General features: G+C 66.7%; 33 protein-coding genes. 14 read left to right on the top strand and 19 right to left on the bottom strand.

Annotated elements, in window-relative coordinates; translation table 11 throughout:
- Positions 1–200 precede the first annotated feature (200 nt).
- The 3 genes from EPN29_11000 to EPN29_10990 all read left to right on the top strand — a co-directional run bounded on the left by EPN29_11000 (position 201) and on the right by EPN29_10990 (position 4,045).
- The gene (locus tag EPN29_11000) at positions 201–1,841 is read left to right on the top strand and encodes an amino acid permease (protein ID TAN31737.1); all 1,641 of its coding nucleotides are present in this window, start codon (positions 201–203) and stop codon (positions 1,839–1,841) included.
- A 61-nt stretch (positions 1,842–1,902) separates the two neighbouring features.
- Positions 1,903–3,585, top strand: a complete 1,683-nt coding sequence (locus EPN29_10995) for an FAD-dependent oxidoreductase (GenBank protein ID TAN31736.1) — start codon at positions 1,903–1,905, stop codon at positions 3,583–3,585.
- Positions 3,586–3,748: 163 nt separating this feature from the next.
- The gene (locus EPN29_10990) at positions 3,749–4,045 is read left to right on the top strand and encodes a hypothetical protein (GenBank protein TAN31735.1); all 297 of its coding nucleotides are present in this window, start codon (positions 3,749–3,751) and stop codon (positions 4,043–4,045) included.
- Positions 4,046–4,050: 5 nt separating this feature from the next.
- On the opposite strand, the gene EPN29_10985 is transcribed toward EPN29_10990, so the two are convergent.
- From EPN29_10985 to EPN29_10975, 3 genes are read right to left on the bottom strand one after another with little or no spacing between them, the layout of a single operon-like run.
- Entirely contained in the window at positions 4,051–5,166 is a 1,116-nt protein-coding gene (locus tag EPN29_10985; GenBank protein ID TAN31734.1) for a HAMP domain-containing histidine kinase, read from the bottom strand.
- Positions 5,166–5,894: a response regulator transcription factor gene (locus EPN29_10980; protein ID TAN31733.1), complete on the bottom strand. Its 729-nt coding sequence runs from the start codon at positions 5,892–5,894 to the stop codon at positions 5,166–5,168. Before EPN29_10980 ends, EPN29_10985 begins: the two co-directional genes overlap by 1 nt.
- Before the next feature lie 57 nt (positions 5,895–5,951).
- Complete coding sequence (locus EPN29_10975; GenBank protein ID TAN31732.1) at positions 5,952–6,377, bottom strand: hypothetical protein; 426 nt, start codon at positions 6,375–6,377, stop codon at positions 5,952–5,954.
- Between the two features lie 241 nt (positions 6,378–6,618).
- Between EPN29_10975 and EPN29_10970 the strand changes: the two genes are divergently transcribed.
- Positions 6,619–7,056 carry a redoxin domain-containing protein gene (locus tag EPN29_10970; GenBank protein ID TAN31731.1) on the top strand — a complete coding sequence of 146 codons (438 nt, stop codon included), beginning with the start codon at positions 6,619–6,621 and terminating at the stop codon, positions 7,054–7,056.
- Positions 7,057–7,113: 57 nt separating this feature from the next.
- Here the strand turns inward: EPN29_10970 and EPN29_10965 are convergent, their stop codons facing one another.
- Complete coding sequence (locus tag EPN29_10965) at positions 7,114–7,698, bottom strand: redoxin domain-containing protein (protein TAN31995.1); 585 nt, start codon at positions 7,696–7,698, stop codon at positions 7,114–7,116.
- A 68-nt stretch (positions 7,699–7,766) separates the two neighbouring features.
- Complete coding sequence (locus EPN29_10960) at positions 7,767–8,183, bottom strand: hypothetical protein (protein TAN31730.1); 417 nt, start codon at positions 8,181–8,183, stop codon at positions 7,767–7,769.
- A gap of 35 nt (positions 8,184–8,218) precedes the next feature.
- Here EPN29_10960 and EPN29_10955 point away from each other — a divergent pair, with 35 nt between their 5' ends.
- Entirely contained in the window at positions 8,219–8,911 is a 693-nt protein-coding gene (locus EPN29_10955; GenBank protein ID TAN31729.1) for an RNA polymerase sigma factor, read from the top strand.
- Positions 8,912–9,652 (top strand): hypothetical protein, encoded by a 741-nt coding sequence (locus EPN29_10950; GenBank protein TAN31728.1) that lies wholly within the window; start codon positions 8,912–8,914, stop codon positions 9,650–9,652. It begins immediately after the preceding gene.
- On the opposite strand, the gene EPN29_10945 is transcribed toward EPN29_10950, so the two are convergent.
- The gene (locus EPN29_10945; protein ID TAN31727.1) at positions 9,617–10,129 is read right to left on the bottom strand and encodes a TlpA family protein disulfide reductase; all 513 of its coding nucleotides are present in this window, start codon (positions 10,127–10,129) and stop codon (positions 9,617–9,619) included. The genes EPN29_10950 and EPN29_10945 overlap by 36 nt on opposite strands.
- A 122-nt stretch (positions 10,130–10,251) precedes the next feature.
- Here EPN29_10945 and EPN29_10940 point away from each other — a divergent pair, with 122 nt between their 5' ends.
- Both EPN29_10940 and EPN29_10935 read left to right on the top strand, forming a co-directional pair.
- Positions 10,252–10,632 (top strand): DUF3179 domain-containing protein, encoded by a 381-nt coding sequence (locus tag EPN29_10940; GenBank protein TAN31726.1) that lies wholly within the window; start codon positions 10,252–10,254, stop codon positions 10,630–10,632.
- An 18-nt stretch (positions 10,633–10,650) separates the two neighbouring features.
- Positions 10,651–11,352 (top strand): DUF3179 domain-containing protein, encoded by a 702-nt coding sequence (locus tag EPN29_10935; protein ID TAN31725.1) that lies wholly within the window; start codon positions 10,651–10,653, stop codon positions 11,350–11,352.
- Positions 11,353–11,361: 9 nt separating this feature from the next.
- Here EPN29_10935 and EPN29_10930 read toward each other — a convergent pair whose 3' ends face one another.
- From EPN29_10930 to EPN29_10900, 7 genes are all read right to left on the bottom strand, one after another.
- The gene (locus EPN29_10930; protein ID TAN31724.1) at positions 11,362–12,057 is read right to left on the bottom strand and encodes a DUF3179 domain-containing protein; all 696 of its coding nucleotides are present in this window, start codon (positions 12,055–12,057) and stop codon (positions 11,362–11,364) included.
- Between the two features lie 18 nt (positions 12,058–12,075).
- Positions 12,076–12,444: a DUF3179 domain-containing protein gene (locus EPN29_10925; protein TAN31723.1), complete on the bottom strand. Its 369-nt coding sequence runs from the start codon at positions 12,442–12,444 to the stop codon at positions 12,076–12,078.
- Positions 12,428–13,153, bottom strand: a complete 726-nt coding sequence (locus EPN29_10920) for a cytochrome c biogenesis protein CcdA (protein ID TAN31722.1) — start codon at positions 13,151–13,153, stop codon at positions 12,428–12,430. Before EPN29_10920 ends, EPN29_10925 begins: the two co-directional genes overlap by 17 nt.
- 4 nt (positions 13,154–13,157) lie before the next feature.
- Positions 13,158–13,823: a TlpA family protein disulfide reductase gene (locus EPN29_10915; GenBank protein TAN31721.1), complete on the bottom strand. Its 666-nt coding sequence runs from the start codon at positions 13,821–13,823 to the stop codon at positions 13,158–13,160.
- Positions 13,824–13,900: 77 nt separating this feature from the next.
- Entirely contained in the window at positions 13,901–14,332 is a 432-nt protein-coding gene (locus EPN29_10910; protein ID TAN31720.1) for a hypothetical protein, read from the bottom strand.
- Positions 14,329–15,255, bottom strand: a complete 927-nt coding sequence (locus tag EPN29_10905) for a DUF4399 domain-containing protein (GenBank protein ID TAN31719.1) — start codon at positions 15,253–15,255, stop codon at positions 14,329–14,331. Before EPN29_10905 ends, EPN29_10910 begins: the two co-directional genes overlap by 4 nt.
- Before the next feature lie 7 nt (positions 15,256–15,262).
- The gene (locus EPN29_10900; GenBank protein TAN31718.1) at positions 15,263–16,684 is read right to left on the bottom strand and encodes an NAD(P)/FAD-dependent oxidoreductase; all 1,422 of its coding nucleotides are present in this window, start codon (positions 16,682–16,684) and stop codon (positions 15,263–15,265) included.
- Between the two features lie 122 nt (positions 16,685–16,806).
- On the opposite strand from EPN29_10900, the gene EPN29_10895 reads away from it, so the two are divergent.
- Complete coding sequence (locus EPN29_10895) at positions 16,807–17,484, top strand: CDP-alcohol phosphatidyltransferase family protein (GenBank protein ID TAN31994.1); 678 nt, start codon at positions 16,807–16,809, stop codon at positions 17,482–17,484.
- A 13-nt stretch (positions 17,485–17,497) separates the two neighbouring features.
- Here EPN29_10895 and EPN29_10890 read toward each other — a convergent pair whose 3' ends face one another.
- From EPN29_10890 to EPN29_10875, 4 genes are all read right to left on the bottom strand, one after another.
- Positions 17,498–18,325: a class I SAM-dependent methyltransferase gene (locus EPN29_10890; GenBank protein TAN31717.1), complete on the bottom strand. Its 828-nt coding sequence runs from the start codon at positions 18,323–18,325 to the stop codon at positions 17,498–17,500.
- A complete protein-coding gene (locus EPN29_10885; protein ID TAN31716.1) occupies positions 18,322–19,818 on the bottom strand; it encodes a radical SAM protein in 1,497 nt (498 codons plus the stop codon). The genes EPN29_10890 and EPN29_10885 overlap by 4 nt, the downstream gene beginning before the upstream one ends.
- A gap of 107 nt (positions 19,819–19,925) precedes the next feature.
- On the bottom strand, positions 19,926–20,765 hold the full coding sequence (locus EPN29_10880; protein TAN31715.1) for a DMT family transporter: 840 nt from the start codon (positions 20,763–20,765) through the stop codon (positions 19,926–19,928).
- Positions 20,766–20,873: 108 nt separating this feature from the next.
- Positions 20,874–21,383: a hypothetical protein gene (locus tag EPN29_10875; protein ID TAN31714.1), complete on the bottom strand. Its 510-nt coding sequence runs from the start codon at positions 21,381–21,383 to the stop codon at positions 20,874–20,876.
- A 120-nt stretch (positions 21,384–21,503) separates the two neighbouring features.
- Between EPN29_10875 and EPN29_10870 the strand changes: the two genes are divergently transcribed.
- The 4 genes from EPN29_10870 to EPN29_10855 all read left to right on the top strand — a co-directional run bounded on the left by EPN29_10870 (position 21,504) and on the right by EPN29_10855 (position 24,250).
- Positions 21,504–22,229, top strand: a complete 726-nt coding sequence (locus tag EPN29_10870) for a Crp/Fnr family transcriptional regulator (protein TAN31713.1) — start codon at positions 21,504–21,506, stop codon at positions 22,227–22,229.
- 62 nt (positions 22,230–22,291) lie between these two features.
- On the top strand, positions 22,292–23,497 hold the full coding sequence (locus tag EPN29_10865) for an FAD-dependent oxidoreductase (GenBank protein ID TAN31712.1): 1,206 nt from the start codon (positions 22,292–22,294) through the stop codon (positions 23,495–23,497).
- A gap of 56 nt (positions 23,498–23,553) precedes the next feature.
- A complete protein-coding gene (locus EPN29_10860; GenBank protein TAN31711.1) occupies positions 23,554–23,901 on the top strand; it encodes a DUF427 domain-containing protein in 348 nt (115 codons plus the stop codon).
- Between the two features lie 7 nt (positions 23,902–23,908).
- Positions 23,909–24,250, top strand: coding sequence for a hypothetical protein (locus EPN29_10855; protein TAN31710.1), 342 nt, complete (start codon positions 23,909–23,911; stop codon positions 24,248–24,250).
- 223 nt (positions 24,251–24,473) lie between these two features.
- Here EPN29_10855 and EPN29_10850 read toward each other — a convergent pair whose 3' ends face one another.
- A complete protein-coding gene (locus EPN29_10850; protein ID TAN31709.1) occupies positions 24,474–24,788 on the bottom strand; it encodes a redoxin domain-containing protein in 315 nt (104 codons plus the stop codon).
- A gap of 18 nt (positions 24,789–24,806) precedes the next feature.
- Positions 24,807–24,947, bottom strand: a complete 141-nt coding sequence (locus tag EPN29_10845; GenBank protein ID TAN31993.1) for a redoxin domain-containing protein — start codon at positions 24,945–24,947, stop codon at positions 24,807–24,809.
- Positions 24,948–25,038: 91 nt separating this feature from the next.
- Here EPN29_10845 and EPN29_10840 point away from each other — a divergent pair, with 91 nt between their 5' ends.
- Entirely contained in the window at positions 25,039–26,727 is a 1,689-nt protein-coding gene (locus EPN29_10840) for a GAF domain-containing protein (protein ID TAN31708.1), read from the top strand.
- The last annotated feature ends 2 nt before the right edge of the window (positions 26,728–26,729 follow it).

Here is a 26,729-nt window from a genome sequence, read left to right as displayed (position 1 = left end):
GCGAGCCAAAACTCTGCTCCTTGTGGCCATAGCTCCCAAAGGCGCTCGACTGTAGCGTCACGTTCGTGGGCCCACTCCGGGTTGCGGGCATATCGCATCTGGACTCGCGCATCGGGTTTCCTCTCCTCCAAAACACCCCTGGTTGGGGCGAGGTTGCCGGGCCACCGGATCGCTGACGGAACGGAAATGGGAGAGGTGTGATGAGTTCGGGAACGACGCAGCAACGGATGCCGGCCGATGCGGATGCCGCGCGGTTGGCGCAGTTCGGCTACAAGCAGGAGCTGAGCCGAGCACTCAGCCTGTTCGAGAACTTCGCCATCGCCTTCTCCTATCTGTCGCCGATGGTCGGCATCTATTCACTGTTCGTGCTGGGAATCGGCAGCGCCGGTCCGCGCTACCTGTGGCTGATGCCGGTCGTGGTCGGCGGCCAGTTGCTCGTGGCCCTAGTCTTCGCCGAGTTGGGGAGCCACTACCCGATCGCGGGTGCTCTCTTCCAGTGGGGGAAGAACCTGGTCGGTCCCGGTTATGGCTGGTGGGTGGGCTGGATTTACGGCTGGGCGCTCATCATTACGGTCGCCTCCGTCGATACCGGCATCGTGTTCTACGCAGCACCTCTCATCAACCAGTACTTCCACACCAACATCAACCCCGTGGACCCCAACATGGTCCTGCTCTTCACGCTGGTGTTGATCGCGATCCAGACCTTCTTCAACATCATCGGCGTCCATCTCCTTGGCATCATTTCGAAGATCGGCGTTTACGTTGAGATCCTGGGGACTATCGGCATCGCCGTCCTGCTCGCCGTCGTGGGTTTCCACCATGGGCTGAGCTTTCTGTTTGCGACCCAGGGCACGGAGGTCGCCCAGACCAACCCCCTTCAGGTCGACTTCGGCGGCAACTGGTGGCTGGGCGCCGCCCTCGTCGCGGTCCTCGCCCACGTCTACATCTTCTACGGCTTCGAATCGGCCGGCGACGTGGCGGAAGAGGTGGTGAATGCCTCCAAGCGGGTGCCGCGAGCGATCCTCAGCTCGCTGCTTGTCGGTGGTGCCGCCAGCTTTGTGCTCGTGGCGGCCCTCATCCTCGCCATTCCGAGCGGGTCCAAGGAGTTTGCGCAGGCGGCTTCCTTTGCCGGTGGAGTCCCGTACATCATCAGCGCCAACATCTCAAGCCCGGGCCTCCAGGCCGTCATCCTGGTCCTGGTCTGCCTCGCGTTCTTCAGTTGCGGCACCGCCGTACAGGGCGCAGCGGCGCGGGTCGCCTTCTCCTACGCGCGGGACGGAGCGCTCCCCGGGAGCAGCGCAATTCGCAAGGTCTCGACCCGCTTCAAGACCCCCGTCAACGCCATTCTGCTGGCGGCGGTCATCCCCACCCTGTTCGCCCTGCTGGCGCACTTCACTCCGGCCAACAATATCCAGCTCGGCTTCGTCACCATCCCGGCCAACGTCAACGCGCTCACCCTGCTCGTCTCCTTCGGCGTCTCCGGGATCTATCTCTCGTTCATGCTCATCGTGGTCGGCTCGCTGGTCGCGCGGCTGCGCGGCTGGGTTCCGGAGGGAGCCTTCCGGCTCGGCAGATGGGCCTACCCGGTGACCATCGGCGGGCTCGTCTACGGGTCCGTGATGCTCCTCAACATCCTCCTGCCGACCGGGATCAACAGTCCCAAGGGCGTGCTCTTCAACTACGACTGGATGACGCTGCTGGTGATGGTGGCGATCATCGTCATCGGCGCCGCTTACTACCTCGTCGCAGCGCCGCAGACCAAGATCGGCCGGCGAGCGCGCGCGGGCGTCGAGCCGGTCGCGCTTGGCAAGAGCCCCGGCGCCGAGGAGGCAAGCGTCTGACTTCTGAGATCCCCGCTTCCGGAAAACCTAAAGCCAGGACCACATAGGAGGAACAGGACCCATGCCACGAGCACGAACCCCGCTGATGGCTTTCCTGCAAGGACTCTATCGTGACTACGCCGATGCCGAACAAGCCGGCTGCAGCGTGCAGGAGGTGCAGGCGGAGCGACACGAGCAGCAGCGCAAGGCGATCCTCACCCGCCGCGAGCTGATCAAGGCCGGCGGGGCGATCGCCGCCGCGGGCGCGCTGGCGGGCCCGCAGGTCCTGGGCCGGGCGCTGCAGGCGGCTGCCGCGACCACGCCTCGGATTGCCGTCATCGGTGCCGGCATCGCCGGGCTCAGCGCGGCGCTACAGCTGCAGGACGGTAACCCTCCCAAGGTCCCGGCTTATGCCTCCACGATCTATGAAGCCTCCGGATACATCGGCGGGCGAATGCACTCCGACACCACCAGCTGGGCCAACGGCCAGGTCAGTGAGCACTGTGGTGAGCTGATCGACACCAACCACACGACGCTCCTCAACCTGGCCACGCGCTTCAACCTGGCGACCACCGACCTTCTGGCGGCGCAGCCGAGCGGATCCACCGACCTCTACTTCTTCTTCAACAAGTACTACCCGTACTCCCAGGCCGTCACCGACTTCGGACCGGTCTACAACGCGCTCCAGAGCGACATCAAGTCGGCGCCCTTCCCGACCCTCTACAACAGCTTTACCGCAGCCGGCCAGGCCCTGGACAACATGAGCAACTACCAGTGGATCGAGAGCCGGGTGCCGGGCGGGCACACCTCGCCCATGGGCCAGCTGATCGACGTTTCCTACGCCACCGAGTTTGGATTGGATTCAACGGCGCAGAGCTCGCTCAACATCGTCTACCTGCTCGGCTTTCAGCCGAAGCCTGTCAAGTTCTCCATCTTCGGCACGTCCGACGAGCGCTTTCACATCACCGGAGGAAATCAGCAGCTTCCGGTGGCCATCGCCAATCTGCTGACCACCCGGTCGCCGCAGTGCACGATCAACCTCAACACCAAGATGACAGCCGTCGCGCTGAACGCCGACGGCACCTACACACTGACTTTTGCTCAGGGCAACACCACGTTCACACAGGTCTTCGACCGGGTCATCCTGAGCCTCCCGTTCTCCGTGCTGCGCGGGCTCAACTTCGGCGCTGCCGGATTCGACCCCCTCAAGACCAACGCCATCAACAATCTCGGCTACGGGACCAACTCCAAGCTCCATCTCCAGTTCAACTCGCGCCTGTGGAACCAGTCCGGGCAGCCATGGGGCATCGCCAACAATGGCACCACTTACGTCGACACCGGCTACCAGACCAGCTGGGACGTCACGCGCGGGCAGTCAGGCAGCACAGGCCTTCAGGTCCAATACACCGGAGGGACGATCGGGACCTCCTTCACCAGGGACGATTCTGCTTCCCTTGCGAGCTACGCCAAGAACTTCCTGTCCCAGCTCGAGCCGGTCTACCCCGGCATCACGCCTCTGTGGAACGGGCGGGTGACCCTGGACACTCCCTGGCGCAACCCCAACCTTCTGGGCTCCTACGCGTGCTACAAGGTCGGTCAGTACACGACGATCACCGGCTCGGAGAAATTGCGCTCCGGCAAGTGCCACTTCGCCGGCGAGCACTGCTCCCTCAACTTCCAGGGATTCATGGAAGGCGGCGCGGAGGAGGGCAAACGAGCCGCCCAGGAGATCCAGAGCGACTACGCGTCGAACATTTTCCCGTAAGCCCTTCGTGACCGAGGCCAGGAGCGGGGGCCGGCGGCCTCCGCTCCACGGAATCAGGGGCAACGATGGAGGCGAGGAGGGCAAACGTCAACTCTGCCCCGAAAGACGTTCGCCTGCCTAGACTGGTGACGTCCGGCCAACCCGTGAAATTGGGGGTATAGCGATGTTCGGCACCGTCGCACGGATGCGCGTCAAACAGGGGATGGGATCAGCGCTGGATGACCTGAGCCGGAAATTCGAGAGCCGGCACGTCGACGGCTGGATGGCCACCAACATCTACCGCAGCAAGAATGACCCTGAGGAGTACTGGATCTCGGTCGTCTTCCGCGACGAGTCGAGCTACAAGAAGAACGCCGACGACCCGATCCAGAACGAATGGTTCGGCGAGCTCGTGAAGCTGCTCGAATCGGAGCCCGAGTGGCACGATGGCGACGTCGTGCACAGCGCCCACACCCACTGAAAGGATCACGGCGGGCGGCGGAGAGCGGTCGGGTCGGGCGCGCCGAAGGGTGCTGACCAGCTCGGCAGCCTGAACCAGAAAAGGGTCTGGCCCGGCCGCGACTCGACGCCGACGCGCCCGCCGGCCGCCTCGACCAGCTCCTTGACGACCGCGAGACCGATCCCGGCGCCACCACGGTCGAGATCGCGCGACTTATCGACTCGATAGAACCGTTCAAACACGTGGATCAGATCTTCTGACGGGATGCCGTCTCCGGAGTTGGCGATCGACACGAGAACGCTGTCCTGCTCGGTCTGGGCATGCACCAGGACGGTTCCGCCCTGCGGTGTGTAGCGACCCGCGTTCTGGAGCAGGTTGCTGAGGATCTGCGCCAGCGCGTCGGCGTTGGCGCGCGCCCGCAGCCGGGGTGGCAATCGTGTCTCCACATGGAGGCCGCGGCCGGCGAACGCCGGGCGATGCAAATCGACGAGGCCGGTGAGAATTGGGATCAGGTCAACCTCGACCAGATCGGCGCTCGGGCGACCCCCATCCGCCAGGATGTCAAGCGAGCGTGAGAGCCTGCGTAAGCGGTCGACCTCCTCCTGCAGGGAGGCATAGGAGCCGGGCCCCGCGGCGACCACGCCTTCGCTCATCGCGCTGAGGTAGCCATGAAGGTTGGTCAGGGGAGTGCGCAGCTCATGGGCGAAGTTGAGGATCAGATCGCGGCGGTGCCGCTCCTGGTCCTCGAGGGCGGCGGCCATCTGGTTGAACGAGTCGGCAAGGGACGCGAGCTCGCGCGATCGAGGCCGGGTAACCCGGACGCCGAAGCTGCCGGTCGCGACCCTTCGAGCTGCTTGGGCGACCTCGGCCAGCGGTTGTTCGATCAGTCGCGCCGCCACAAAGGCAAGCGCCAACGCTCCCACCAGGGCGATCGCCGCGGCGATGACGACGACTCGGGTGACCGATGCGTCGAACATCGCATACGAGGTCGCGGCGGCGGTACCGTGCTGCGCCATGAGCGCCTCGAATGTGGCCCGGCCGATTAGGAGCACGCCGCCCACCACGACCCCGGCCACCAGGACGGCGATGGCGATAGCCGCCAGCGCGATGCGGGCCGCGATGGTGTTGATCCGCGCGGGCATCAGCCCGTCCCCGCGCGGTAGCCCACGGCCCGCACGGTTTCCACGAAACGGGGCTCCGTCGGGTCGTCGCCGAGCTTGGCGCGCAGTCGCTTTATGTAGACGTCGATGCTGCGGCCCTGGATCCCGTCGCCGTGGGGATGGAGGCGATCGACGAGCTGGTCGCGAGTCAGAACACGTCCCTGGGCGATGACCAGGGACGCCAGCAGTTCGAACTCGACCGCACTCAGCTCGACGCCCAAGCCGGCGACCTCTACGCGGTGGCGATCGAGATCCAGAGCCAGCCTGCCGCGGCGGAGCCCACCAGAGGGCGCGGGCGGGCGCGCTCGACGCAGCACGGAACGAACCCTGGCCACGAGCTCGGAGGGCGCGAACGGCTTGGCGACATAGTCATCGGCCCCGGCCTCAAGGCCGGATACCCGGTCCGCGATCGAGCTCAACGCCGAAAGCATCACGATCGGGATATGAGCTTCCTCGCGCGCGACGCGAGCCACGGCGCGGCCGTCGAGCTCGGGAAGCATGAGGTCCAGGACGACCAGCGCAGGCTCGCTCTCGCGCAGCAGCCGCACAGCGGCCCTGCCGTCGCCCGCGACCGCAACCCGGTACCCGGCGCGAGTCAGATAGAGCTCGACCAGGACTGCGATCTTCGGGTCGTCGTCGACGACCAGGATCAGCTCCTGGAGCGAGGCCCCCTCGGTCACGCTGTCATCAACCACCGTCTCTCGCCGCACTCAAGAGTGCCACGGCGGAAGGCCGGCTGAACGCCGGCCCCCCCTCGGATCAGTTCCTCAACCGGCTGTGATCGGACACCGGAAGTCCTGGCCCGGCTGGCGCTTGACCATCACGTCGCCGGCAGTCGCCGCCGACGCAACGGCTGCGGCCGAGGTCAGCAGATAAGGCGTGTGCCCGGCGTTGAACGCGACGGTGAAGACCTCCCAATCGCCGCCGTGATACTCGCCTTGCCCCGGCCCCACCCCCGCGATCCCGAGCTGACCAGTGGCGCCGTTGGTGACCTCGTAGAACGGGTCCCGCCCGCTTCCAGGCTCAACGTGTGCCGGCGGAATAACGGTGCCGACGACGATGCCGTTGAGGTACAGGTGGCCGAAGCTTGGCTCGGCCGCGATTGCGCTTTGAGCGCCGGCCGTCGCCAGGGATGCCGCGGCCACGGCCCCCGCGGCGGCCAAGCGAGCCGCGGTGACGATGCTTCGGGTCATGGCCCCTTGCTGGGTTCGAAAAGGAAAGTCCATCGAGTCACCTCCAATGACTGGTTTCCAGATGAGGTGACCGTAGCGATGCAATGTGACAAAGCTGTTACGTTGGGCCAGGCGTGGGATCGGACGTTGGATGAAGGTCGACCTTGCCTTCGACCTTCGGACCCTGGATGGAGATGTCTTTGCCGCGCGCCGGCTGCTGGGCGCTCCGACCATCCTGGTCCTGCTCCGCTACCTGGGTTGACTGTATTGCCAGGAGCATCTCTCGCAGTTGCGGGAATTCGACCTCGAGATCGCCAATTTGAAAGGACAGGTCGCGGTCATCTCGTTTGCCCGTCCTGATCACCTCAAGCGCTTCGCGGAGCAGCTTAGGCATCCCTATCTGTGGCTGGCCGATCCCGAGCGCCGAAGCTACCGAAGTCTCGGGTTCGGACGCAGGGGTCTTTCAGCCATCGCGCCGCCGCGCGTGGTCTGGGACTACATGCGCTTCGCGTTGCAGGGAAAGATCTGGCATCCCAGGCAGTTGGACATGGCCCAGATGGGAGGTGACCTGGTGTTCGATCGCCACGGTAACCTGACGCTCAAACACGCCGGCTCCAGCTCTGACGACCGGCCGTCGGTGGAGGCGGTGATGTCCGCCTTTCGCCGGGCGGCGAGCGCTCCCGACATCGCTGAAAGCTAAGGTGCAGTCTCGCGCCGGCAGCATTCGCAGCCGCGAAACCGCCGGCGCGACATGCTGTCAGGCGCTCTGGGCGAACACCTCTTTCAACGATTTGCCGTAAGGCCAGAAGCGTGCCTTGTCACCCTTCTCCCACTCCTCGCGGAGCCCAGGCGCGCCGAGGTCCCAATCCAGCCGAACCTTGCGGGCGACCTCGCGCAGGTCGTGGCGCAGGTCGTCGTTGGAGGGCCGGCCCCAGTACCAGTAGCCGTTGTACACGCTGTGGATCACCAGGCCCGGCTCGAGCACGAAGGTGTAGGGGATCATGGGGTTGTGGTGAGGGTCGGTGTATTCCTGGATGTCGAGGTCCTTTTGGATCCGCCGGCCCACGTCAGACAGGAAGGGCCAATGCGCACCGACCCCGTCCCGCATCTCGTTGAGTTCCATGAGGCCGTCGGTGGAAATGGTGACGATCTTGGTGTAGGCGACCCGGATCTCGGGTTCGAGCTCAACCAGCAGCCGGTGCTGCTGCCGATCCTTGGGGCAATACGCGCCTCGGGAGAGCACCAGGATCATCGGGTCGGCGCCTTGTAGATCGGAAAGCTTGCGACGAATACCGCGGTGGTCGGGCAGTTCAAAGTCCGGGAATATCGCCCCGGGGCGAATGTCGTCTCTCATACCAATGGGAACGTGCGCGACGGGCCGCTTCTTCCAACCTTCGCCGGTTTCAACAATCAGCTCAGACCGCGGCCGGATGCCGAACGGCCAGATGCACTGATCTCGCGCCGGCGGCCGCGGAACTCGAGGGCCCACGTCCACTCGCTGCCGTCGGCGCTGTGCTCGAAGCGCAACAGCCTGCCTTCCTCGCCGCCCGGCAGAAGAACTGGGAGTCCGCGGTGGGTCTCCTCCGGCCACAGCTCTCGTCGTGATGCCGGATCCAGCGTGATCAGAGCAACCGGGTGATCGCCGGTCCTCTCGAGCGGCGGGGACCACTGGTCGGCACCATCCCGCCTGAAGCGGAGGAAGGCCGGCAGTCCGTGCACCATCAGCGACTCGCCGGGGCGCACCCACGCCTTGCCGAAGAAGCGCCAGTTTTGGCCGTCCCGCGAGGTCTCGACGATCCAGGCCTCGTCGGCTCCAGGTGGGGTCATTTCGGGTAGGCTGCGCCACCGGACCGCCGGCTTTGGTGACGGAGATCACATACCTCGCCGGCCGGCGGGGGGAAGTTTATGCCTGGTGCCGTGTTATGCAGGCAATGGCCCTGGCCGGAATTGACCCGACGCGACCCCGAAATGCCTGTGAGTCGGTATTCTCGGCTCGAACGTGGGAGGGGCCAGGTGCCGTGAGCGAAAGGAACGTCGAGGCAGGAGGTGATCTGGCGGGCCAGATCGCGAGCTTGCATCCGCGCCTGGTGCGCTTCGCCCGGTCGCTGACGCACGACCGAGAGGCGGCGGCAGACCTGGCGCAGGAGACGATGGTCCGCGCCCTCGCCTCGCAATGGCGCTTTCAGCCCGGCACGAATCTCAAGGCCTGGCTCTTCCGGATCATGCGCAACATCCATTTGAACGTCCTCCGTGGGGCCGGGACGCGGCCCGGCCTCGTCTCGATCGAGGAGCTCGTGGTCGAGCCTGCCAGCACCAACCATCACAACCTCAATCCTGTCGAGGCGAGGGTCATCGCGCGTGCGGACCTGAGGCGCATTGCCGAGGCCTATCGAACGCTGCCGCCCGCGTTCGCGATCCCCGTGTACCTGACGGCCGTGGAAGAGCTGAGTTACGCGGAAGTCGCGTCCATCCTCGGCATTCCTCTCGGTACCGTCATGTCTCGCATTTATCGCGGCCGGCGGCTTTTGATTTCCCGGCTGGCGGGAGGCAGATAGGTGAGCGCCTGCGACCCGTATCGCCAATTCGTGGCGGCGCTGGCGGATGGTGAGGCCGAGCTTGTTCCCGCGGCGACGCTCGACCACGTGGAACACTGCGCGGACTGCTCGCGGGAGGTTCAGGCGCACCGGCTGCTCACGTCGAGGCTTCGCGAGGCGAGCGAGCACCTCGACGGCGCCGCTCCAAGACGCCCGCGCGTCTGGGTCCGCACCAGACGATCAGCCGCGATCGCCGCGGCTGCCGCGGCTTTGCTGGCGGTTGCGGCCGTGGCCGCGGTCTGGTCGGGGCTCTCGCGTCCGGATCCGGTGCAGGCTGCGGTGGCGGCCTCATCGCAACCGCTCCAGATCCAGTCAACGGATCCTTCGCAGGTTGGGGAATGGTGCTTCAGGGCCTCGGGCAGAGGGCTACCGGCGATCCAATTGGACGGGATGCGGGTCATCGGGGCGCGGATGGACCGGGTGCCTTCGACTGACATCGTGACCGTGGTGTACTCGGCGCCGGCGGGCGAGCGGGTGAGCGTGAGCTGGCTCGAAGGCCAGGCCCCTGTAGGCTCGGGTGTCGAGACCAGGAGCGCATCCGTCCACCCGGTGCTGATCGTCCACTCAGCCCTGGGCACCGCGGTGATCACCGGGTCCTCGAGCGCGGTGATGTGGAAGGCCGCCGCCGCGATCGAATCGACGGCGACATGGGCCCAGCTGCTGGCCTCAAGGCCCCAGCAGCTGGTCGATCAGCTGCTGTAGGAGCGCGGCATCGAGCTCTCCGCTGTAGACCTGCCGCACGGTGCCGTTCCGATCGATGAACGCGGTCACCGGCATGCCCTGACCTCCCAGGGAGGCATAGAGGTCCGCGTGGCTGGTGTCGAGCAGCAGTGGATACGTGATGCCAAGCTGGCGAGCCAGCGCGAGGCCGACCGCCGCGGTGTCCTGGCTGTCCACGCCGACGACCACGAGCCGCCCGGCGTAGTCGTGCGAGGCCTGCTCGAAATTGGGCATCTCGGCGAGACAGGCCGGACACCACGAGGCGAAGAGGTTCACAACCACCGGCGTGCCGTGCCAGTCGGATAGGCGTGCGCTACCCGAGCCATCCAATCGGGCAAGCTCGAGTGCGGTCGCGGATGGGTTGGGTGCCGGCTGCAGATGACGGTAGCCGAGAACGCCGCCCACCGCGGCGGCGGAGAGGACAAGGGTGAGCAGGACCCCAGCCCGCCACTGACTCATCGGAGGGGGCCGGCGACGCCGCCGATCGGGACCACTCCCAGCACAACACCAGGCGGCGGCGGCTATTCCTCAGTTGCCGGAAATCACAGTGCCGCAGCGGTGTTGAGACTATTGAAACGCCTATGCGGACCAATGGCCGGACCCGGGCGATGGCGGTTGCCATCGCCATCCTCTTTGGGATGGTCGCGCTCTACGTGACGCGCCCGGCCCCCCCGCCCGCGACCACCGGTCCAGGGTTCGTAGGCCAAGATCATCCCAGCCTGCAACCGCCCGACCCCCTGACACCAGACGAGATCGGTTATCAGGTGCCCAGGGACAGGATCAAAGCCATCGACGCCCCCTCCTTCGTGGTCGCCGCCGCCGCCCGGTTCGTCCCCGATCGCACACCTGTGATCGGCGTCGCTCTCGGCGGAGAGTCGAGGGCCTATCCGATATCCGTCCTGAGCCGGGTGGAGATCGTCAACGACCAGATCCGCGGCCGGGCAATCGCCGTCACCTGGTGACCGCTCTGCTACACGGGCATCGTGTATGCCCGAAGCGTCGGCAACCGAACGCTCACGTTTGGCGTTTCGGGCCTGCTGGTGCGCAACTCGCTGGTCATGTACGACCACGAGACGGGCAGCCTGTGGAGTCACCTCACCGGCCGGGCCCTGGCGGGACCAATGGCGGGGGAGCATCTGCAGCTGCTCGCCTCCACTCAGGCGAGCTGGGCGGCTTGGCGCCGCGTGCATCCCGACTCGCTGTTGCTTGAATTCGACCGCGCATTGCTCGGCGATCCTTACGGCCCGTATTACCGGAGCCCCAAGCTCGGCGTCGACCGCGACCAGACCGACTTCGTGGTCGACCCGCGGCTGGGGCCGAAGGAGAAGGTGATCGGGCTGCGGCTGGCGGGCCGCGTCAAGGCGTACAGCCTGGCCGCCCTGGCCAAGCAAAAGGTCGTGAACGATCTCGTCGGCGGGATTCCGCTGGTGATCGTGTTCGACGGCGCCAGCGAGTCCGGGGCAGTCTTCAGGCGTGACCCCGCTGGTGCAGTCCTGAGGTTCCGGCCTGGGCCCGCCCCTCTCGACATGGTGGATGAAGAGACCGGCTCGAGATGGGATGGCCTCGGCGGCCAAGCGGTCCTTGGCCCGATGCGTGACACGGCGCTCCAGCAGATACCGATCACCTACGGGTTCTGGTTCGCGTGGTCGGACGTCTACCCGGAGACCGACCTCTTCGCGTGATGGCCAGCCTCACCGATACACCTGAGTCTGGGGATAGAAGTCGGCCCACCCGAACCAGAAGCTGTAGGTGATGGGCACCTGATCCAGCTGGATCCCGGCATCCGCGCCAGCGGTCGCCCTGCCGGACAGGCCGTCCCACGTTGAGCCGGTCTCGGTATCCAGCATGGACAGCGCCCCCGGACCAGGGGCGAACGTGAGGAGTTTTCCGCCAGGGTCCCTTCGATAGACCGCACCGGACTGCGATGAGCCGTCGAAGACCACCACGAGAGGAACACCTCCGACCGTGTCGTCGACCACACGATCCCGTGCCAGGGCAGTGAACGAGTAGGCCTTCGCCTCGCCGCCCAGGCGGACCCCGAGCACCTTTTGCTTGATCGGCAGCCGGTCGTCCGCGCGCTTGCGTCCGAGGACGCCGGCGTCGGAGGTTTCGTAGTAGCTCTGGTAAGGATCGAACCTGAGCTCATCGGGGTCGACCTCGAGCATCCGGGTCTGGGGGTGCTCGGCTCGCCAGCGGCCCCATGTCGTCTGCTCTGACAGCACCTGCCGCAGGCGCTCCCCGGCCAGCGGTCCCTCGAGCGCCTCGCCGGTCAGGTGGCTCCAGAGCGTACCGGTCTCGCGGTCGAACATGACCAGCGAGTTACGGATGAGCTTGCCGGACACACCGAACGTGAGCGTCTTGCCGTTCACGTCTCGGGCATACACGATGCCCGTGTAGCAAAGTGGTCACCAGGTGATGGCGATGTTGGTCCCGCCCAGACGGTCGTTGACGATCTCGACCCGGCTCATGAAGGCGATCGGGTAGGCGTGCGCCTCGCCTCCAAGGTCGACACCGATCACGGCCGAGTTCGCGCGCACGCCGGCCGTACCGGCAGCGACGAAGCGGGGATGGTCGACCGACTGTATGGCGTCGGGCTCGAGAATGGTTGTGATCTCGGCGCTGCTGAGCTGATCGGGAGTTCCGGGTGGGGCCGCTGTGGGGGCCGGGGGTCGCGTGATGTAGAGCGCCGCCGCGCCGGCCGCGACCGCCACCAGCAGGCCGGCCAGCAACTGGGCTCGCGAGGGTGCGATCACGGCTTCACAGCCCGAACGGATCCACGCTGGGGAGAACGCGGCTCGCGAAGTCGGTGAGGAGGGTGAGGCTGTTGGTCAAGAGCAGGAGCCCCATCGCCGCGAGCACGCCCGCGGAAGCGAGATCGATCGGCCGCCGCCACCGGTTCAGTCTTCCCACCATCGCCGACGCCCTGCCAACCCCCAGCCCGAGCAACACGAACGGAAGGCCCAGACCAACGCAGTAGGCGGCGACCATGATCAGCCCCCTGCCGGTCGTGCCGGTGGTCGCGCCTGCGGTCAGCACCGCCCCCAGCACCGGTCCGACGCATGGAGTCCAACCGGCGGCAAAGGCCAGCCCAAGCAGGAAGCCTCCGATCGGCCCCGAGCGGACGGGAGCCGCCTTGAACAGCCGGTACTCGCGGTCCAAGCCTGGAATTCGAACCAGGCCCGCCACGTGCAGAGCGAACACGATGACCAGGGCGCCGGCGATCGGAACGATCGCCCCGCGAACCGGCTGCAACAGCGTCCGAAGCGCGTAGAAGAGCGTGAGAAAGACCAGGCTGACGCCGGCCACAAAGGCCACCGCGTTGACAGTCCCTGAGGCTCGCGACGTGCGGTGAGCGCCAATGCCGGCGGCGGAGCGGACGAGGTAGGAAACGTACACCGGTACCAGCGGAATTACGCAGGGCGACAGGAACGAGGCGGCGCCGGCCGCCAGAGCGAGTGGAACGGTGACGTTGTCCAAGGTCATCGGTTCAGCTGAGCTTCTGGATCTCCTGCTCGAGCAGCTCGGGGGTGAGGGCTCCGAGCTGAATGAGGTCGACGCGGCCGGTCTTGTCCAGGAAGACGGAGACCGGGAGGCTGGAGGTGACGTTGTAAGCGAGAGAGATCTTGCCGGGATCGCCCGGGTCGTAGACGGCCGGGAAGGTGAGCCCCAACCGATGGTAGAAGCCAACTCCGTCGCCAGTTTCCAAGCCGTTGACGCCGACGATGACGAACCCGTCAGCCTGATGCCGTTCGTACGACTGCTCCATGAACACCAGCTCATGCGCGCACTGCGTGCACCACGAGGCGAAGAAGTTGACCAGCACCGGCCGGCCCTTCAGGCTCGACAGGGTGAGTTGGTGGCCGTCGAATGTGGTGGCGGTGAAATCGGCCGGCGGCTGGCCGCGCACCAGAGCGCCCTCCGCGACCGTTGGAATCGGCAGCGGTGGTGCCTGGTGGTTGATGCCGCTTGCGATCAGCAGCGCCACGGCCGCGACCGCGACCGCCAGTCCGCCGCAAATCCAGGCCAAGGATCGCCACTTGAACCTTGCCCGCAGGGCGCGCCTTTGGGCTGGCCTTGTTCGCTCGCCCACGGGGTGAGCGCCCCCGCGATCTCGATGGGCCCGAGCCAGGTTTTGCTTGCGCCGACGCGCCATACCCCTGCTAACACCCCTGCAAGTCGCGGATTCCCCTCCGAGCACCGGCGGCGCCGGCAGCCGCGCCCTTGCCACCCTTAAGGGGCAGGGAGGAGCGCTCCCTGCTGGCCGGCGTCTCGGTGGTACTTGCAGAAGAAGTGAACGGGTTTGCCCGCGACGGTGACCTCGACCTTCACCGTCTGGCCTGGCGGTATGTCGACGTCGATGCTCTGTTCGGGCACTGAAAAGTTGTGTAGGAGGTGCCCGCGGTTGTGCAGGGTCAAGGTGACGGTGCCCTTCGCACCAGTGAGGCAGGTGGGGGAGAAGTACTCGTCATCGACAGTGATGGTTCCGGCCGCGGCCAGGGTGGCGGTCCCTTTGTCATTCACTGCTCCCGGTAACCCGGCCACCGCCGCACACGTGGGAGCGAAGGAGGACTGGCCGGCGGATTGCCCTCCCCCGCATGCGAGTGTCGCGAGCAGCGCGGCCCCGAGCACGGCGCCGGCCCGCAGGTACGCGATCAGGGTCACGAGGCGACCGTCACCGCAACCTGAGCGTTCACATCAGGATTGAAGGGAACGTGGCCGTTGTCGACCAACAGCGCGATCAGGGTGTGCTGGCCGGGGGTCATGCCAGCCGTGGTGGCGTGGAACGTCTGGGTGCAGTTCATGGCCAGCATCGTTCCCATGCCCATCATGGCGCCCATGTCGGAATCCACATTCAAATGCCAGTGGCCGTAACCGGCGACGTCAGGCTTGCCAAAGAGGTCACAACTGAGGTTGAAGTTGGTGACCTGAACGGTTACGTCGAACGCGCCCTTGAGCACACTCCCGGCGGCCGGGCTCAGGATCTTGATCGACTTCGGGCCGCTGAACGTGGCGTCGGTGATCGCCGGAAGCGGGTTGGTGGGTTCGTAGTCGAAGGTGATCGACTTGGCGTTCGCGGTGATCTCGGAGTGGTCGTTTTGCGCCGGGATCACGGTCAACGTGTGCTTGCCCAGCTTGACGTTCTGCATGGAGATCAGGGCGGCGGCGGACGTGCAGAACATGTTCACGAGTGACTTGTCGAGTTCGATGTGGTAGTGGCCAAAGCCCGCCACATCCTTGGTGCCCGCACCGTTGCACGTGTTGGTGAAGCCGGTTGCCTGGACTTGGACGCCAACGATGTTTCCGGTGACCACAGCCCCGTCGGCTGGTGAGAGGATGTCCACCTGCATGCTCGCGGCGCCCGGCTGCATCATCATGGCCTCGCCGCTGGCCATCGGGCTCATGTGCTCCGAGGATGAAGAGGATAAAGAGGAGGAGCTCCCGCCACAGGCGGCGATGAGCAGCGGCGCGGATAGGATCGAGGCGATCAATCGGCGGGACACTGGCATGGGCAGTCCTCCAAACACGCGGCCAACAACGCGGCATGCGCCGGTCTTCGAAGGACAACACGCCGGCGCCGGGTCCATTCCCGGGTCAGCTCAGGCGGCGAATCGTGCGCAGGGCGTGGCCGCGAATGCCGGTGGCGGCGGCTTCAAAGGCAGCCTCCGCGGCCAGCTGCTGAACAGCGGAGCCGAAGGTGGGGTAGGCGTGGATGGTCGAAGCAAGATCGGATACGGTCAGTCCGCGGTCGATGGCGAGTGCCAGCTCGTTGATGGTTTCTCCCGCTGCTCTCGAGACCGCCGTCGCCCCGATGAGCCTCCCGCCCGCCCGTGTAACCAGCTTGAGGAAGCCCTCGCGCCCATCCTCGGTCTGCGCCCGATCGACGAGCTCGAGCTCCAAGCGGTGAACTTTGACGTCGCCGAGCTGGGCGCGCGCCTCGGCCTCGCTGAGGCCGGCCTGTGCGACCTCCGGATCGGTGAAGACCGCCCATGGGATGTTCGAGCGCAACCCCTCCTGGGCTCCTGGGAGGAGCGCGTTGCGCGCCGCCACGTACCCCTGCCAGGCGGCGTAGTGGGTGAACTGGAAGCCTCCAGTGACGTCGCCCGCCGCGTACACATGTGGATTGGTCGTGCGCAGGTTCCTGTCGACGCGGATCGCTCCCTCGTCTACCTCGACGCCGGCGTGCTCCAGGGCCAGGGCGGCGACGAATGGTCTGCGTCCGGTCGCCAAGAGCAGGGCGTCGGCTTCGAGCCGCGAAGCCCCGACCTCAACCACCACCCCTGCGGCTTGTGCCGCCACGCGGGTCACAACCGCAGACGTCTGAACGGTGACTCCCTCCGAATCGAGGCGGCGCCGGATGACCGCGCCGGCTTCCGGGTCCGCATCCGGCAGCACCGAACCGCGCTGGTCGATCACGGTGACCCGGGAGCCGAATCTGGCCAAGGCCTGTGCGCTCTCGACGCCGGTCGGGCCGGCTCCGACGACGATCAGGCTCGCGGGCAGGCGCTCGAGGTCGAACAGAGACTCGTACGTGAGGTAGGTGACACCGCCGAGTCCCGGAATCGGCGGGATGGTCGGGTGCGCGCCCGTGCAGACGACGAAATGTTCACCGTGCACCCTGCGATCGCCGACCTCCGCCGTCTCGCGGTCGAGGAAGCGGACCGGGCCGATCGCGACCTCCACTCCACGCTTCGCCAGCGCCTCCGGCGTTTCGTACGAGTAGACCCGGGCGATGACGGCGTGCACCTCGGCCATCACGCGCGCGAAGTCCAACCGGAGTTCTGGAGTCCCGATACCCATCGCGGCGGCGCGGCGCCCTTCGTGAGCCAGTCGGGCGGCGCGGATCAGGGCCTTGGAGGGAATGCAGCCGGTCCAGGTGCAGTCGCCCCCCAGCCGCTCCGCGGCGATGAGCACCCTGGCTCCGATCTGGGCGGCGAAGCCCGCGGCGGTCAGGCCGGCCGACCCGCCGCCGATCACGACCAGGTCGTAGCGATCGGCTCTTGAGACACCGGCCACGACCCCATCATCGATGAAACCCCGGCGGAGAACGTGATCTCCGTCACGCCTCACACGCAGGCGGCGACTATCGTGGCGGCGTGGTTCGCCGAGCGGACGGAATCGGCCCGCCAGTCACTCCCATGCCGTGGCTCGCCACGCGCAAGGCCATCGTGCGACCCGATGCCGGTCGCCAGTTCGTGGACGATGTCCTCGGCGAGCTGGCCGCCCACAGGTTTGGCCCTCTCGCGTGGGTCCGCTTCTTCGGCCGCAGCCTCGTCCGTTCGGCCGGTCAGATTCGGATCCGGCCGGCCGCCGCGATCGAGGTGACCGCTCTTCATCTGCTCGCGGGTGCCGGCGGCAGCCGGCGGTGGGCGCTGGCGTCCTGGTGGCTGTGCATCACTCACCTCGGCCTACTCGGCGAGCGTTCCTCTTTGGGGTGGCCGAATCGACTGACCCTGCTCCGAGCCCTGCTACCCGCGCTCCGGCCGGATTCTCGCTGGACGTCGCTGGTCGCTTTGGCGACCGACCTCGCTGACGGCCGCATTGCCCGACAGGGGAGCGAGTCCGCGTTCGGGGCCTTCGCCGATCCGATCGCCGATGGTGCCTTCTGGTGCTGGTTGGCGTTGCGCTGGGAGTCGAACCGATGGCTGCGCTGGGCGCCGATCACTCTGTTCGCGGTGTCCGCGGCGGGAATTTCGGCCGCGTATTTCGGGCGCGGCCGCGCCATCGACTACCCCAGACCGATCGCAGTTCGCTACGCGTCGGCCGCGGCCCAGATCCTGCTCACGCTCCGCACGCTGCGTTCAGCCGGCTCGTGAGCAGCGCCTTTCATCATCGACCGGGCCAACCTGGTGCCGGCTTGGCCGCCAACAGCAGGGCGTAGCCGAGGCGGCGGTCTTCGATGGCCCGTGCCGCGCCCCTGGCCAGCGACGTTGCGGCCGCCAGGTCGATCCCAGGCAGATCCAGCTTGCCCAGAGTCGACGCGAGCTGAGCCCCGACGAGCCGGCGGCGGATGCCGTCAACCAGGGTGGCGAGCGCGGTGTCGTGATGCTCGACCAGCTCGACCACGAAACCGCATGCCTCAAGCGTCGAGCGGTATTCAGCGACCGGCCGAGCGTCGGCGATGCAGGCCACCCAGCCGAGCAGGCCCACGAGCTCGGCCGGTAGCGGCCCCGATCGGACCAGGTCGGCGAGGCCGAACCTGCCGCCCGGACGGAGCACCCGGAAGATCTCCCGCGCGGCGGCGAGCTTGTCGGGAAATGTGCAGAACGAGCACTCACAGATGACGGCGTCGAACGACGAGTCGGACAACGGCAGATGCTCGGCATCCGCGGACAGGAAGCGCGCCCGCGCCGGCACCGCGCTTGCAGCGGCCTCACGCCGTGCCGTGGCGATGCTCGGCTGCGCGTAATCCACGCCCGTCACCTCGCAGTCGAGTTCGCCGGCGAGCCATAAAGCCGAGCTGCCGTAGCCGCAGGCCACGTCGAGCAGCGCCCGGCCCGGGCCGAGGCCGAGAAGACGGCCCAGGCGCCGGGTCAGCTCGAGGCCGCCAGGATGCAGCGATTCGCCGGCCAGGGTCCGGACCCAGTCGTTGGAGTACAGCTGCGCGCAGCAGGCCTTGAGCTCCCTGGCTTCGACCATACGAACGCCCTCGTTCATGTGGACCGCTCCGAACTGAAGTCGAACCTGATCGGCGCCGGCTCGAAAGCCATCCCGCGGCGGGCTGCTTGCCGCCTCCCACGCTCGCGCTCCGCCAGCTGGGCGCGCGCCTGCTCGCGGTAGCCGACGTTGTTGTAGGCGCAGAAGGGGATCTGATGGCCGCCGGGGAGCAGGATCTCCTTGCAGCACTTCATCACGTTCTTCTGGTTGAAGGTCCAGGGGTCCATGAAGTCCTGGAGCATGACCATGAACATCCGCTCCCGGACATCCTCCCAGCCGGCGCCGGGCAGGCCGCAGGCCGCGCAGGCGGTGGCGAAATTCTGGGCGGCCCTGTCCCCGCCAGGAACGGCGGAGCTGCTCCAGAGTCCCTCCAGAGCCTGGCGGATCGCCTGCTCGTCGGGAAGGACCCGGTTGGCGATGTAGTCGAGGTAGTCGTCCACGTCGAGCAGGCGGGTGATGGGAGTCACCTTGTCGCCCTCGACCACGGCGTAGGTGACCGAGTTGCAGGTCGGAAAACAGCAGGGCACCGGCACGAAATCCGAGATCTTGAAGAGACCTTTGGTCTGCTCCTCCAGGCCCCGCAGGATGTCCGGGATGGTGAGGCGGCAATTGGGGTCGTGGTCGAGGTGGCGTCCCGCATGGAAGGCGGGCTGGAAGTTGACGCCGAAGACCGCCGGGTGGGCGATGGCGAATTCGACGATCCGGCCGACCTCGTGTTCGTTCACCCCCCGCTCGACCGCCGGGACGAGCACGACCGGACAGCGGGCTTCGGCCAGGCGGTCGAGCGCTCTCAGTTTCTCGGGCAGGATGCCGGCTTCCCCGCGCAGCGCCTCATAGGTCCGCTCTTCGAAGCCGTCGAACTGGAAGTAGATCGCCGGCCTGATCTCGGCCAGCTCGGCCAGGAAGCGGTCGTCGCGGGCGATCCGCTTGCCGTTGGTGTTCAGCATGACATTCCGGATGGGCCGCTCCTTGGCCGCGCGCAGCATCTCCACGATCTGGGGATGGATGCTTGGTTCGCCGCCCGAGAACTGCACCACCTCGGGGGCGCCCTCGGTCCGCACGAGGTTGTCGAGGATCTCCTCCACCTCGGCGAGCGTCAGGTTGAAACCGTGCCCGGCGTTGGCGAAGCACAGCGGGCAGCTCATGTTGCAGGCGCTGTTGACCTCGATGATGCCGAGGCAGGTGTGCTGCTGATGCTCCGGACAGAGGCCGCAGTCGTGCGGGCAGCCTTCGCGGACCTCGGCGTTGAAGGCCAGGGGGATGGTCCCCGGTTTGTTGAAGCGCGCGAGCCGGACATAAGCATCCGAGTCGCCGTAGACGAGCGCCTCGAAGGTCCCATGCTCGGGGCAGCGCTTGCGCATGAAGACTTTTCCGGAGCGCAGCAGCACCTGGGCATCGATGACCCTCCGGCAGGTGGGACAGATGCTTCGTGTGAGCTCCAAGAAGACGTGGTCGGCGTCCTTCTTCACCCCCGAGACGACCACGTCGGCCATGGGGCTTAGCTTATGAGGTCGAGCTGGGTGGCACCGTGACGGGCATCACGGTCGGCTTGAGGCGCTCCATAACCTTCCGGGATCCAAGCCCGAATGCGCGACGCCGATCAGCCTTCGCCGGCCAGCAGCGCGGCGCCGACCAGCGCCACAAGGAGGCCGGCGAGCTGCCGGCGCCTCAGCCTCTCCTTGAGCAGCACCACCCCGAGGATTCCGGCCAGGGCGGGGCTGGTGGAAACGAGCGGAACGACTACGGCGGCCGGGCCTGAGGCCAAGGCTGAAAGGTATCCGATCGTAGCGATGCCGGCGATCGAGTACGCGAACACGGTGTAGAGGGCCGGCCGGCCGCTGAGCTCCTGTAGCGTCCACCGCCAAGGAGGCGCCAGTGCGAGTCCGACGAGCACCTGCACACCGGCGCCCATCAGCAGCAAGGCGGAGGGACCGGCGGGCGTCACGACCAACTTGGCGACGAAGGCTCCCAGCCCCTGCAGCACGAGCGATGCAATCGCCAGCGCCATCCATCCCGGCTTCTCCACGTCCGTCTTGCCGCCGGGCGCGCTGAGCAGCGCGACCCCGGCCGGCGCGATTGCGATCCCTGCGTAGGCGAGCCAGCCGGGGCGCTCGCCGATCAGTCCGATGGCGAGCGCGGCGGTCAGTGCCGGGCTCAGAGCGGTGACAGGGGAGACGACTCCCAGGGGTCCACGGCGGATGGCCTCGGTCGTCACCCAGAAGGTGACCGCCATGAGACAGGCGAGGCCCAGCGCGGGGAGCAGCTCGCTCGCGGCGGGCGGGTGGAACAGCAGGTAGGGTAGATACACGAACAGCGAGATCGTCGCGCTGAGCAAGTAAAACTTCGCCGTCGTCAGGGTCTTGAGCGCGATCTTGCTCAAAAGCCGCTGCAGCGACCAGGCGACAAGCGCCATAGCGGCCAGCGGCAGCCAGACATGCATTCCGCTCTCGACCTTAGGTGCTCGGCGCCCTTGCTGGCCCTGGATCAGGCCGCCGTGACCGTGGAAAGGCGGGATCGGCCGTGACCGATCCCGCCAGTGCGTCAGCGGCTATGCGGCCACAGACGGCCGCGCCGCCTGGTAGCGAAGAGTGCGCAGGGGGCCGTATGCGGCCAGCGCGCCGAGCACGACTCCGAACATCAGGTGGGCGACCACCCACGACCACTCGGGGTTGGCCGAGAGGAACGAACCACTGGTCCCGCTCAACACGCCCCGAAGCAGAACCCAGTACATGGCCGCGTAGACGATGACTCCGTACGCCATGCCACCGACCACGGCGGCGGGACCGTGAAGACGGATCGCTCGGGCGATGGCGATGAAGACGGCACCGATCACGACCGAGTTCATCATGTGGCCCATCAGGCCGGCGAGCAGCGGCACCAGCTGAAGGTTATGACCGGGCGACCCGATCCCGATCGATTGCGCGATGCCTTGTGGCGGCGCCCAGAGCGTGCTCGTGAACAGCCCGACCACCATCGCCCACATGGCGAAGACCAGCCCGGCGATGAGGCCGGGCAGAACCCACTTGAGCACCGTCCGGGTGCCCGACTCCTGCGACATCTTGATACGTCCTCCTTGCCCTGAGGGCCTGTGATGTCCCCAGCATCAGACCGGTCCCAGGTGGTCTTCCGTGATGCGCATCACGGTTGGCCGTGACCGCACCATGGATCCTTGGTAGGCATGCAGCCGGCACCGACAGGGAGGACCAGTACGCTGGTCGGCATGGGCGACAAGCTCGGCTTCATGCGGCGGCTCAACCTCTTCGAACAGATGAGCGAGGCCGAAGTCGAGCAGATCTCACGAGAGCTGAAGATGCGTCACTGCCGCGCCCACGAGACGGTCTTCGAAGGTACCCCCGACCGCGTCTACCTGCTGAAGGCCGGTCACGTCCGCCTCTACCGCCTTTCGTCGGAGGGAGAGGACGTCACGACGGCCATGCTCGAGCCCGGTCAGCTGTTCGGGCTGAGCGCTCTGTTCGGCGGCGGCAACGAGGATCTGAGCGCCGAGGCGCTCGACGATATCTATGTCTGTGAGGCGGGCGCCCCGGACTTCCTGGCCATCCTCGCTCGCCATCCTTTGTTGATGGCCAAGGTGATGATGGCCATGGCCAAGCAGATGTTCCGTCTCGAGCGGACCATCGAGGGCCTGGCCCGAGAGCCGGTCGACAGCCGGCTCGCCCGCCTCGTCGTGGACATGCTGGGCGCCGCCGAGAGGTTGCCGGAGGGCCAGCTGTTGCCGGTCCTGGGCCGCGAGGAGATGGCGAAGATCGCCATCACGACCAGAGAATCGGTCTCCAGAACCCTTTCCGCCTGGTCGAAAAAGGGCATTGTCGAGCTGCGCGGGCGCCGCATCCTGGTCCGCGATCCTGAGCGCCTTCGCCGGCTGATTCACATCTCCGATGATTGAGCACGCGGCTCGCCTCGATCCGGTCCCGGCGGTCACCATTTCGCATCGCAAGGAGTTGATGAATGGCGGACATCAAGGTGTATGGGGCGCCGTGGTGCCCCGACTGCAAGCGCTCCAAGAGATTCCTCGCCGAGCACCGGGTGCCCTACCAGTGGATCGACATCGATGACGACGCCGAAGGTCTGCGTTGGGTCGAGGAACTGCAGAACGGCGGCCGCACCATTCCCACGATCGTGTTCCCGGACGGCGGCCATCTGCTCGAGCCCTCAGACGAGGAGCTTGCGCGCAAGCTCGGGCTGAAGCTCGAGGCCGACCGCGAGTTCTACGACCTCGCCATCGTCGGCGGTGGTCCAGCCGGCCTGGCAGCGGCCATTTACGCCGCCCGCGAGGGCATCGACGCCGTCATCATCGACCGCAGCGCGCTGGGCGGGCAGGCCGGCGTGACCGAGCGCATCGAGAACTACCCCGGATTCCCGGAGGGAATCGGAGGCGCGGAGCTGGCGGACCGGTTCGTCGCGCAGGCGCGACGCTATGGGATCGAGCTCGTGGCGGCGGTGGGCGTGGAGGGGATCGCCCCGGAGGAAGGCGATGTGCTGCTTCGGCTGAGCAACGGCCAGCAGGTCTGCGCACATGCGGCTCTGCTCGCCACCGGATCCTCGTATCGCAAGCTGGGCGTCCCCGGGGAGGAAGGCCTGATCGGCGCCGGCGTCCATTTCTGCGCCACGTGCGACGGCCCTTTCTACAAAGGCGCGGAGGAGCTGCTCGTGGTCGGCGGCGGCAACTCGGGGCTGGAGGAGGGGTTGTTCCTCAGCCAGTTCGCCAAGCGGATCCGCATCGTCGAATTCGCCCCCGAGCTGAAGGCCTCCAAGCTGCTGCAAGACAAGGTGCGGTCGCATCCGCGGTTTACGGTCCACACCAACACGCAGGTGGTCGAGCTCAAGGGCGAACCCAAGTTGAAAGAGGTGGTGGCGCGTGATCGCGCCACCGGAGCCGAACACCACTGGAATCCGGCGGCCGCCTTTGTGTTCATCGGGCTCGATCCCAACACCGGCTTCCTCGAAGGCGCGGTGGAGCTCGACCGTTGGGGTTTCGTGGTCACCCAGGAGCACCGCACGTCGATGACAGGCGTCTTCAGTGCCGGGGACGTGAGAGCCGGCTCAACCAAACAGCTGGGCGCCGCCGTCGGTGAGGGCATCGCCGCTCTGCTCGACATTCGCCAGTACCTGCAGGAACACCATCACGTCATCCCGCACACGGTCAACGCGTAGGACGAAATGTGATCCGCGTCACATGGTGTGTATCGTTGGCGACATAGGCTGGCCTCATGGCATTCCTGAGCCGGCTCATCTCTCCAAGGTCCCAGCCGCCGGCGGCGAGGCTTTATCGCGCCACCTGGAATGGCGCGGTCCTGGCCGAGAGCGCCGATACGGTTGTCGTCGAGGGCAATCACTACTTCCCGCGCGCTGACGTGCGCGCTGAGAATCTTCGACCGAGCACGACCCACACGACCTGCCACTGGAAGGGTGTCGCTAGCTATCACGACGTCGTCGTGGGCGACAGGGTCAATCGAGACGCTGCGTGGTACTACCCCAAACCCAGCGCGGCCGCCGATCGGATCAAGGACCGAGTTGCGTTCTGGCACGGCGTCACAATCGAGCCGGTCGCGGGATAATGACGTCATGGCTGCGATCAGGGGCTTTCAGCTCGAGGCCGACGCCAGCGCGCGTGAATGGCTGAAATCGCACCCCTCAGCCGAGCCGCGGGTCATCGCATATGACGTCCATCGGTGCTGCGGAGGCGGCAAGATCTGCCAGGTGAGCGTCCGCGGGCTGTCGCCAAAGGATGATCCCAGGGAGTTCGTGACCGGCACCCTGGAAGGCGGCGCCCGGTTCCTGATCGATCGCAGGGCGGCGGCCCGGTTGCCGTCGCGCTTCGGCCTCACGGTGCGCGGGCTGGGTCCCTTGAAGCACCTCGACCTCAACCTCGACGGCGAGCAGTGGGGAGAGCTTCTCTATCGCTGATCCGGGGTCTCAGCCGGTTCCGCCTCGCTCGCGCCGGGCCCGGAAAGTCGCGATTGCCGCCTGGCGGTAGCGCTCGGCCATCTCAAAGTAGCGTGCGGCGTCATCGACGATGTCCGGGTCGTGTTCCTTATGGCGCCGGCTCAATGCGAGGACCGCGAACTTGGCCCCTCTCATATACGGCTCCAACTGCTCCAACGGCAGAGGTCGGTCTCCGCGCGCCATGTCAGTCACCTCCGCGAACGGAATCGAGCAACTCGTCGTCAGCCGGCCGGTCGGCGTAATCGTTGCCGACGTATCTCCACGCCACGCGGCCGTCACTTCGGACTGCAAAGATCGACGGCCTGGCGATGCCGCCCTCGCCATCGGTCCACACGCCCCATGCCTTGATCACGCGACCCTCGGGATCACTGAGCAGCGGAAACGGCAACAGCAGCTTGTCGACCATCGCGCGGTTGTTCTCGACCGGATCGACCGAGATGCCGGCGAGGCTCACGCCCTCATTGACGAAGCGGTCCCAGGTTCTTGCGTACGAGGCCAACTGCCCGTTGCAGTAGGGTCACCAATCACCGCGGTAGAAGACGAGCAGGACGGGTCCACGGGCAAGGTGATCGGCGAGGTGCCAACTCTTGCCGTCTTGGTCGGATAGCTCGAAGTCGATTGCCTCGTCCACGTCACTCCTTTTTCCCGCTCGCCGGATCGACGACGATCGGGTCTCCGATCGCTCGTGCTTGGTCTAAGCCTAACCGTCCAAGCGCCACGCTCATTCACTGGGGTAGATTCCCACTGCCATGGCCGGTCGCGACCGCAAAGACATGCTGCTCGAAGCCGGGCTCACGCTGGCTTCTGAGCTGTCGCTGCCGATCGTGCTCCAGAGGATCGTCGACATCGCCGCCCAGGTCACGGACGCCCGCTATGGGGCTCTGGGTGTGCTTGGAGAGGGGGGCACGCTGAGGGAGTTCATCACCACCGGGCTCTCGGATGAGGAGAGGCGGCTGATCGGCGCCCTGCCCCGTGGCCGGGGCGTGCTCGGGTTGCTCATCCATGAACCGCATCCGGTCCGCATCCGGAACATCGGGGACCATCCACGATCGGTTGGGTTCCCGCCGAATCACCCGCCGATGCACTCGTTCCTCGGCGCGCCCGTCCAGGCGATGGGCCGGGTGTTCGGCAACATCTACCTGGCCGAGAAGCGCGGCGCCCACGAGTTCAGCGCCGAGGACCAGGAGTCCCTGATTGTGCTCGCCACACAGGCGGGCGTCGCCATCGCCAATGCGTTGCTCTATGAAGAGGCACGCACTCGAGAGCGATGGCTCCGCGCTCTGCGTGACATCACCAACGAGATCTTGGCCGGGGCTGGAGCCGACTCGCTGCTGGAGGACATCGCGGAGCACGCTCGCGATCTCGCCGAGGCCGACGCCGCCACCATCGTGAGCGTGAGCCACAGCCCCGGCCAGCTGATCGTTGCCGCCGCGGTCGGAGCGTATTCGAGCGAGTTGAAGGGACAACGGCTGCCGGCTGCGCGGTCGATCTCGGGTGAGGTTATGCGCACCGGCAAATCGCTGGCTTTCGATGACGTCAGCGCCGACCCCCGCGCGTATCAGCCGACCGTCCGACTCGGACGCCATGGGCCCGCCCTTTTCGTCCCCCTTCGAGTGCGCGGAGGCGCCACCGGCACGTTGCTGGTCGCCAACCTGAAAGGCGGGCGCGGCTTTGACGACCGGACGGTCCGTCTCGTAGAGACGTTCGCCGACCAGGTTTCCGTGGCCATCGAATACGCGCGGGCGCAGGCGGACTTGAGGCGGCTGGGGCTGATGGAAGAACGGGAACGCATCGCCAGAGAGCTGCACGACGGGATCATCCAGTCGCTGTTCGCGGTCGGCATGGGTCTTCAGGGGACAGGGCAGCTCACCGGCTCGCCAGAGGTGACCGCGCGCATCGAGGGCGCGGTGGGGGAGCTCGACCGCTCGATCAGCGACCTGCGCAACTACATCTTTGGGCTGCGGCCGGGAATCCTCGCCGACCGTCAACTCGACCAGGCGCTGCGCGCGTTGGGAGAAGAGGCCCAGGCCCGCTCGCAAGGTCAGGTCGAGGTCGAAGTGGACGCCGGGCTCGCGGCGAGTCTCTCGGCGAGTTCCCATGAGATCGTCCAGCTGACGCGCGAGGCGCTGTCCAATGTCGCCCGGCACGCCCAGGCCAAGCGCACCACCATCCGCCTGGCGCGGCACGGGTCCAATGCCGTTCTTACAATCGAAGACGACGGCGTCGGCTTTGACACCGGCGCCGAGTCCCGGGGCAACGGCATGGCCAACATGCATGGACGCGCCGCAGGGCTGGGGGGGACCATGCGGATCACCAGCGAAGTGGGAAAGGGCACCCGGTTGCGCGTGACGTTCCCGGCTGCGAACCGGGGAGCCGAACGGACTCCTTCTCGCGGGACCAAAGACCGTGCGGTACGGCGCCCCCGGTTGCGAGCATAGGG

Source organism: bacterium, from assembly GCA_004299235.1.
Taxonomy (GTDB): domain Bacteria; phylum Chloroflexota; class Dormibacteria; order Dormibacterales; family Dormibacteraceae; genus SCQL01.
This window is presented reverse-complemented; position numbering and strand designations above follow the sequence as displayed.